Genomic DNA, 8,392 nt, shown 5'->3' with positions numbered 1-8,392 from the left:
GATCAAGGAGACTTTTGAAATCACAACGAGAGCACTTCTGAAAGATATCTCGAAAAAGCACAGGGTCGATATCCTGCCCGTAAAAGAAGAAGGGGTATTCGTCAAGATCCGCGAAAAAGACTCCTTTAAGATCGAAGAGGTGATGCCTGCGTCAGAACCTGTGGAAGAACCGATTGAGATCGTGGATGCCGTGGAGGATCTCGATGCCGTCGAAACCGTGGATACGCTGGAACCTATAGAGACCGTGAATCCAGAAGATGCCGGAGCATTTGTGGATACCGTGGCGCCTGTGGATACGGCGGTACCTGCGGATACCGTGCCGTCTGCGAGTACCACAGCACCGATGAATATCGCGGGAGTTATGACTGCGGCAGAGCCTATGGATACGAGGGCCGTCGATGCCCCGAAAGAACGAGGGTCGATTCCAGAATCTGCCGTCTCCGAAGGCCCCGTTTCACCGCCTGCCCTTCCTGACAAGGAATTGAAGAGGATTGTAGACAGCCTGCGGGAGCTTATCCAATCTATCTCCGATACAAGAGATACTGTCTCTAATCTCTCTCAGGAGATAAGAGATGTCGCCTCCACCCGTTCCCGTGACATGAAAGACGTCGTTTCCGCCCAGTCCCACGAGACGAAAGACGCGGTCTCTGCGCTGGCCCGTGAGTTGAAGGACACCCTCTCGGTTCTCTTCAGCGAGATGAACGAAGCGAGGAAACAGCAGACTGAAATAGTCAATTCCCTGAGAGAAATGCGTATTTCCCTGGCCAAGATAAAAGGAAAGAGACGCTGGTTCCGTTTGTGGTAAGACGGCCAGGGAAAAGGATGACTGCCGATTCATAAGCAGAGCCGTACATGAGAAGCATAGGGATTTCATGTATCCTGAAGAGAGAAAACTCAACTGGCCATCGGTGAGATCGGGGGAGGTCTAAAATGAAGGGTTGTTTGCGTTCCGTGAGGGCGACAGTTTTTTGCATCTTGGCTCTGTTCTTTACGCTCGGCTGTTCCAAGACAGAACTGACAAATTGGAAGCTTCTCCAGGAAGATTCATATGGCAACACGTTCTATTATGACACGAAGAGCGTAAAACAGGTTTCGGAAAACAGTGTGACGGTTTGGGCTAAGAGTAATGCCGCAAGGTACTTATACGAAATCGATTGCAAGAACAGAAAAGCCCGTATTCTTCAGGAAGATGACAAATCCATCTCGAATCCTCGTTGGCTCGATATCTCCGGAAACTCGGGAGATGCTTTAGTTTATAAATCCGTCTGTCCCTCAAGGTAGATCCCTTCAACGGTGTCCTTGTTCGGCGGCGAGCGAGGAGCCCCCTTTTCCGGAGAGTGCGACCGTGGGTGATTGTCATTCCTCGGCATCCTTTCACGATCGGTCTCTATTGACCTCTATTTTCCATGCCGAGTATCGAATCCGGAAGCTGCTTCGGAGCATCCTTGATTAGGAGAAGGAGGCTTCCGTCAAAGTGTTCCCTCGAATCGTTATGAGACCCGCGCCTGCAGAGAAGGCCCGGTCAATTCCCCCCCCTTGAATATTGTCTCTTCGGTGATAACCTATAGATGGATAGAGAATTCGTTGCATTTATTATGTCGATAGGAACGTGAGGAGGCCGCAATAAACTGCCTGCCGAATTAGCAGTGGTTGACGAACCTCGCGGTCTCCGCAGGGTCATTTTCGCAGATCGAGACGGGCACTACCCGTCCGCATGAAGCACGATGAATCTATTCGTGAAGATACTGACAAGTCTTCTCCTGTTCGTTCCCCTTCTCGAGATGATATCGGGCTGTTCCCCCAAGACGGAGGAGGGAGCGGACCCCGGAGTCCAGCCGAGTATTGACAGTGCCCTCTTGGGCCCTCTCCATGGACGATGGACCGGAGACCTCGACAAGATCCTCGAGAGTCGGCGTGTTATCCGCGTACTCGTTTCCTACGGCAAGACGAATTTTACCATCGTCAATGGCCAACCCCAGGGATTGGAGTATGAACTGCTGCATGAGTACGAGCACTTTCTCCATGGTAAAGTCGGAAAGCGGGGATCGAACCCCATCGTTATCTTCATCACCGTTCCGAGCGATCAGCGCATCCCCTTGCTCCTCGACGGGGGAGGCGATATAGCGGCAGGAGAGGCCATTACGCCGCAGCGAGAAAAGCTCGTCGCATTTACCGAACCCTACATCATGAATGTCAACGAGGTTATCGTAACGGGAAAGGCGGTGGCTGGCCTCCGAACGCTCGATGACCTGTCGGGGAGAACCGTGCACGTCGTCTCGGGAAGCAGCTATGCAGAACACCTGAAAGACCTGAATAAACGACTTGGGAAAACGGGTCGCAGACCCGTCCGGATCGTCGAGGTCGACAGGACCCTTGAAGAGGAGGATATTCTAGAGATGGTCAACTCGGGAATCTTCAGGATAACTGTCGTCGATAACCATATAGCGGATCTCTGGTGCTGTGTCCTGCAGAACATAGCCGTGAGAAAAGATATCATTCTCCGTGGCGGAGGGAATCTCGCTTGTGCCGTTCGCAAGGAGAACCCGAAACTGCTTGCCAGCCTGAACGAGTTCATCGGCACAAAGGCGCGTCAGGGTACCGTGCTTGGTAATATGCTCTTCGCTCGATACTATGGTGCGACGAAATGGATGCTGAACCCAATCGCGGAGTCGGAGAAACGAAAGCTCATGAAACTCCGTTTCTATTTCAGGAAATATGCGAAGATGTACGATTTCGACTGGCTCACGATCGCTGCCATGGCATACCAGGAATCCGGGCTCAACCAGAATAGGCGGAGCCGGAGGGGGGCCGTCGGGATCATGCAGGTAATCCCGGCGACGGCAGCCCGCTTCGGGCTCCGGAATGTCGCCACGCCGGAGAACAATATCCAGGCCGGTGTAAAGTATCTTGCATACCTCAGGCAGACATACTTCAACGATCCGGGCATGAGCCCAGGAGACAAGGTTGACTTCGCCCTCGCTGCTTATGATGCCGGACCCGCAAAGATAGCAAGCCTCCGTCAAAAAGCAGGCGAACTCGGGATGGACCCGAACAAGTGGTTTTTCAGCGTCGAAAGATTGGCGCTCAAAGAGATGGGGCGAGAAACCGTCCAGTACGTGGCAAACGTCAACAAGTACTTCATAGCCTACAAATCAGTCGAGAGAGTACTCGAAGTGAAGCGCATCAAAGAGGAAAGAAAGAATAAGCAGGAGGAGTCTTTGGAAGAGTCTGGACCGCCCTAGAGTGTGACGAAAGAGAGGTCGCCGAGCACCCTTGCCGCTTTTACAATTGCTTCCGAAAAGAATATTTCTTGGGAACTCTGCTCTTTAGACTTATCTGTCTTAGTGTCGGGGTATGGAACCGGTTGGAGGCTCCTGTGTGGATTCTTGTGAATATTCTTGCCCGACCCGAGTTCCATATCGACATATAGTCCGTGCGCTCCGGGCCTCGCGAACTCATTCTGGAACTCTTCTGTTTTGTATCCAGTCTTCTCGAAAGTATAGGTTTCTAATGGCGACAGAGCATCGGGATCAGCAGGCTGAGGTGGCGCAGGATAGCGAATCAGGAAAAACCCGCGATCATTACTTATTCCCTTTATATTTGAGCCGACCGCCTGAATTTGAACACCTTCCATCGGTTTTCCGGTTTTCCTGTCAACGATAAAACCATAAAAGATTATATCGCCTCTTTCTTTCGCATCTTTCTCAAACTCTTCAATGGTGCCACCTTTAAGTTCTTTTGGGAGAGTCAATGGTGGCAGCATTACATCGAGTTCCAATGCTCTGCCACCAACTTCCAGGCTATTGCTACCTTCTAGTAAGCGATAGCCTTCAGCCTTGACTTTTGTGACATAAGTTCCCTTCTTCTTCGCATCAAACCGCGAGTGCCCTGTATCATCAGCACTAAGGGTCGTTATCAATTTGTCATTTTCATAGACCTCAATAGTAGCATTAGGAATTCCATAGCGAGTCTCGGAGTCCCTGATGAAAAACAAAATCGAACCTACCAGTGGCGGATTGTTGCAGTATGCAAGGGGGACAAGCTCCAACTGCAGGCTGACTGCAAGCAATGCAGCCATTAACCAAGAGCTTAAGGACGATCGCCAACTTGAGGAAGAAGCGTGTTTCATTGTTATCGCAACGGGAAGACCGGGGTTCATTCCCCGGCGGATCGAGTCGGAGCAACCCCTAACGTGGTTTCACTCCGGCTCTTCTTCCTCTCTCAGTGTTCTCTCCGCAGCCTTTTCCCGAATCTCTGCCGCCATTTCTTTGATTTCCGTAAGACTCCTCTGCATCGCACTCAACCCCTGCCAGTACGTATAATCCAGGTTTGAATGAAACGCCCCCTGAAAAGCCCTCATCCTCTGCTGGGAGAGCATAAAGAAGAGTTTCTGTTCAATTGCCGGGAATTCGGTAAGACCGGGGAACGGATAGAGAGGAGCCTCCGGTCTCTTGAGCAAGCCGTCCCGATAGAGGGCATCAACAATCCGCAGTCCTTCCGCCATGAGGTGGTCTGCAGTCTTTATGATCTGATCGCCCTTTGCCATCTCGGCATTCACAAAATTGACGGAATGGCACTGATGGCACGTTTTGACCATCTTATCACGATCCTTTTGCCACTCCTCGTTAGTCAATCGAAACACATCCATCTCCTTCACTGTCTTCATTGTTTCAGTCGGGTTACCGTCCGCTCCCAGCAGCCCCAGCTGTTGCATGATGAGTGTCCGATCAGCGGCCCATTCTTCATCCTCAGGCATGGGGAGTCGGAATGCGAAGAACCCCCAGGCAGTTCGTACCGCATGATTGCCGTCCTGCATGTGGCAGGTCTGACAGGTGGGAGCAGCGATGTCTTCCGGCAGGGTTCTGTTCTGCTTGAGAAGGTACCTGACACCGTGTTTTGATACTGAATACATCTCCCACTGCGGTCCGTCAAGACCAACGTGACAGGTCTGGCAGGCCTGAGGCTGCTTCGCCTCCTGAACCGAAAATGCGTGTCGGGTATGACATGAATCGCACGAAGCATTGCCGAAGATCTGGCCGCTCTTCTTTAAATCCTGTATCTCTTGCGCACTCTTCACTCCTACCTTGTGGCAGACTCCGCAACCTTTTTGCATGCTTTCAGTCCCGGCGAGGGGCTGCCAGTGTATTAACGGCAGCTGTTTCATGGCGGCCCAACCGAAGGCATGCTTTCCGCCTCTGTATTGCCTCACCTGTTTATCATGACATTTGGCGCAGGTATCGGGAGTCGGAATCTCCGCTTTCGCCACATCTGTTTCAGATTGATGCTTGTCTCCGTGGCACTGTGTACAGTCAATGCCTTTCGTATTGTGTTTGCTCAGCTGCCAATCACGTACCACTTGAGGGGTGATCTTCTTGTGGCAGTCCAGACAGATCGGTTCTGCAGCACAAACGAGCGGAAGTGACACGACAGCCACTAAGAGGAAGACCTTCAATACTATCTTGTCCATATCGCACCTCTCGCGATTTTACGAGACGCGCTTCCCCGCATCCCGGCATTCCTTCGTGTTACACGTCGGAGGTTCGTCCATCTTCAAGATAATAGCACACAGGAGTGAAATGTAAAAGGCTCTTACCGAGATTCAGGGAATGGGATGGAGGATTTCAGATGGACAAGCCCGGGTTTCTCGGAAACAGATTAAATGATAGTCTATGAAGCGGCTCAAGACCCGAGCCGTATTTTCGCGGCATTTATGCTATTCTCTTGACGAAGATCTCTTTGGCTATTTCCGGGTCTATGGCAACGGTCGTCTCGTCGACCTGAATGACATAGGAAGGTGTTCTCTGGATAAGTCTGAATACGCTGCCGGCGGCTATCCCGATCGAGCCGAGCCTGCTGATTCTCGCAGCCTCGGAAGGGACGATAAAGACGATCCTGCCCCTTGCGCCGACTTCGAAGGTGGAAAGCCGCATAACAACCGGCGTAACTTCGACCTTATACTTTTTACAGCATTCCCCCTTTGGAATCGGTTTTCCGTGCGGACACGTGGGCGGATGCCCCAGGAACGTGCAGACGCTGTCCGTCAATTCCTCGCTCAAGATGTGCTCCATCTTGCAGGCGTCGGATTCTACCTGGTCATCTTTCAGCGCAAATACGTCCGTAAAAAGTCTTTCCGCGAGACGGTGGCGCCTGATGAGTCCCCTCGCCAGCTCGCGCCCCGCATCGGACAGAAGGACAAGACGGTCATTGACCGTGATGAAGCCTTCGACCGAAAGAGCGTCGAGGAGGCTCTCGAATTCCGGATCATCTGAACTCAACCGGAACCGGTCGATCTCCGAATGGCCCTCTTCGTCGAGGAGCCAGAGCAGCTCAAGGGCTTCGTCTATCCTTTCTCGTTCCATTTATCCGCCCCCGCACGCATAGGGGAGATTCAGAGACATAACATGTTCAAAGCTCTTCCTGTGGATAGGACACGGTCCGCACTGCGCTATCTTCCCGATGTGCTCCCTCGTGGGATATCCCTTGTGCGCCGCAAATCCGTATTCGGGATAGATGCCGTCATAGTGCTCCATAATCCGGTCTCTCACGACCTTCGCTATGATGGAAGCGGCTGCTATGGAGGCGCTCCTCGATTCCCCCTTCACCAGGGAAACCTGCTTTGTGGTCTTGAGGGAAGACAGACGCAGGGCGTCTATCAGGAGAAGATCCGGGTCCGAAGATAGGTCTCGTACGGCTGTCTCCATCGCAAGCCGTGTCGCCTTTAAGATATTGATTTTATCTATTACATCAGATTCTACAACCCCGACGCCGACATCGAGGCAACAGCAGAATACATCCCAGAAGAGTCTCTCTCGTTCCTTTCCTGGAACCTTCTTAGAGTCTCGCAAGCCCTCAATCCTCTTCAGAGGGGGAAGGACAACAGCCGCGGCGACTACGGGACCTGCAAGGGGTCCTCTTCCCGCTTCATCGATACCGGCTATACGGTGAAATCCCTCGCCCCTGAGGGATTCATCATACCGGTAGATGTCCACTACGCTTCTTTCGTCTCTTCCGCAGCGATGCGTTCTCTCCCCATCTCCTTTATCTTCGCTGCCTTGCCCTTCTTCGTCCTCAGATAGTAGAGTTTTGCCCTCCTTACAGAGCCCCTCCGTATGAGATCGATCCGATCCAGGGAAGCGGAATGAAGGGGAAATATCCTTTCAACACCGATACCGAAGGAAACCTTTCTCACCATGAACGTTCCTCTTACCCCGGTTCCCCTCCGCGCAATGACCACACCCTCGAAGGGCTGGATTCTTTCCTTGTCACCTTCAACAACCTTGACAAAAACCTTGACCGTGTCGCCTACCCGAAAGGCAGGCACATCCTTCTTGTACGCCTCCTCAACGGCATTAATGAGACTCATTTCCCTCTTCCTCCTCGATTTCTGAAAGTAGTATGTGATCCTCTTGCTCAAGGGAGACCTTCCTGAGAAGTTCCGGTCTCCTCCGCAATGTCCTCCTCAGGGCCTCCTTCCTCCTCCACCGCTCGATATCCCTGTGGTTGCCGGAGAGGAGTACATCAGGAACCCGCGCCCCACGGTATTCCGGGGGTCTCGTGAAGTGGGGATAATCCAGAATGCCCCAGGAGAAGGACTCTTCTTCGACCGAATGCTCATCACCAAGCGCACCCGGCAGTAACCTCACGAGAGCATCTATTATAACCAATGCCGGCAGTTCTCCGCCACTCAAAACATAATCACCGATAGACAGTTCGAGGTCAACAAGTCCCCCCCTCACCCGTTCGTCGATCGCCTCATATCTGCCGCAGAGAAAGAGGAGCCTCCTCGTGTCCCGGGAGAGTGTCGCCGCAAGTCCCTGGTGAAAGGGCCTTCCCTGCGGAGTCATCATGATCGTATACGTCTCTAACCCATCGGCCTTTATGGCTTCAACAGCGCTGAAGAATGGTTCCGGTTTCATGACCATGCCGGAGCCGCCCCCGTAAGGGTAGTCGTCGACGGTCCTGTGTTTGTCCGTTGTATAATCCCTGAGGTTATGTACCTTGATTTCAACGATCCCTTTGCCGATCGCCCTTTTTATGATGCTTTCAGAGAGATAGGCATGGAAGATATCGGGGAATATCGTGATGACCTCATATCGCATACTTCGTCACTCAGGGAAAGAGGAACTACTATCGCTTCTTCTCGAACCGAACAAAAAGACGGGAAAGCCGCCTATACGGGGACCCTTCTCCTTCCTTTTCCTCCACACGCAAGGATAGAATAATAAATGGTATTTGTCAATCCCGCACTTGCCGTAGTCACGTCTATCCTCCTTGCAAATTGTTCGGCCATTTAGTATCCTTCTTTTGTGCTGGACACCCTCTTCAACCCTAAGTCCGTGGCCGTTGTCGGTGCATCTGCTGACCCTGAAAAGGTAGGATACGCCGTATTCAA

General features: G+C 52.2%; 9 protein-coding genes. 2 read left to right on the top strand and 7 right to left on the bottom strand.

Annotated features, from left to right (window positions below):
• Together VEI96_05605 and VEI96_05600 are read left to right on the top strand one after the other, a co-directional pair.
• Positions 1–805: hypothetical protein (locus VEI96_05605; GenBank protein ID HXX57456.1), on the top strand; the 805-nt coding region annotated here is incomplete at its 5' end.
• A gap of 919 nt (positions 806–1,724) precedes the next feature.
• Complete coding sequence (locus tag VEI96_05600) at positions 1,725–3,242, top strand: transporter substrate-binding domain-containing protein (GenBank protein ID HXX57455.1); 1,518 nt, start codon at positions 1,725–1,727, stop codon at positions 3,240–3,242.
• On the opposite strand, the gene VEI96_05595 is transcribed toward VEI96_05600, so the two are convergent.
• The 7 genes from VEI96_05595 to VEI96_05565 form a co-directional block, all read right to left on the bottom strand.
• A complete protein-coding gene (locus VEI96_05595; protein ID HXX57454.1) occupies positions 3,239–4,078 on the bottom strand; it encodes a hypothetical protein in 840 nt (279 codons plus the stop codon). The two genes, VEI96_05600 and VEI96_05595, sit on opposite strands and share 4 nt — an antisense overlap.
• Before the next feature lie 120 nt (positions 4,079–4,198).
• Positions 4,199–5,467 carry a multiheme c-type cytochrome gene (locus VEI96_05590; GenBank protein ID HXX57453.1) on the bottom strand — a complete coding sequence of 423 codons (1,269 nt, stop codon included), beginning with the start codon at positions 5,465–5,467 and terminating at the stop codon, positions 4,199–4,201.
• A gap of 241 nt (positions 5,468–5,708) precedes the next feature.
• Complete coding sequence (locus tag VEI96_05585; protein ID HXX57452.1) at positions 5,709–6,359, bottom strand: metal-dependent transcriptional regulator; 651 nt, start codon at positions 6,357–6,359, stop codon at positions 5,709–5,711.
• Positions 6,360–6,989 (bottom strand): ribonuclease HII, encoded by a 630-nt coding sequence (locus VEI96_05580; GenBank protein HXX57451.1) that lies wholly within the window; start codon positions 6,987–6,989, stop codon positions 6,360–6,362.
• Entirely contained in the window at positions 6,989–7,363 is a 375-nt protein-coding gene (gene rplS, locus VEI96_05575) for a 50S ribosomal protein L19 (protein ID HXX57450.1), read from the bottom strand. Before rplS ends, VEI96_05580 begins: the two co-directional genes overlap by 1 nt.
• Positions 7,350–8,099, bottom strand: coding sequence for a tRNA (guanosine(37)-N1)-methyltransferase TrmD (gene trmD / locus VEI96_05570; protein HXX57449.1), 750 nt, complete (start codon positions 8,097–8,099; stop codon positions 7,350–7,352). The genes rplS and trmD overlap by 14 nt, the downstream gene beginning before the upstream one ends.
• A 6-nt stretch (positions 8,100–8,105) precedes the next feature.
• Positions 8,106–8,392: hypothetical protein (locus VEI96_05565; GenBank protein HXX57448.1), on the bottom strand; the 287-nt coding region annotated here is incomplete at its 5' end.

This window comes from Thermodesulfovibrionales bacterium (assembly GCA_035622735.1).
Lineage (GTDB): Bacteria > Nitrospirota > Thermodesulfovibrionia > Thermodesulfovibrionales > UBA9159 > DASPUT01.
Note: the sequence above shows the minus strand (reverse complement) of the source record. Positions and strands in the feature narration are given on the sequence as shown.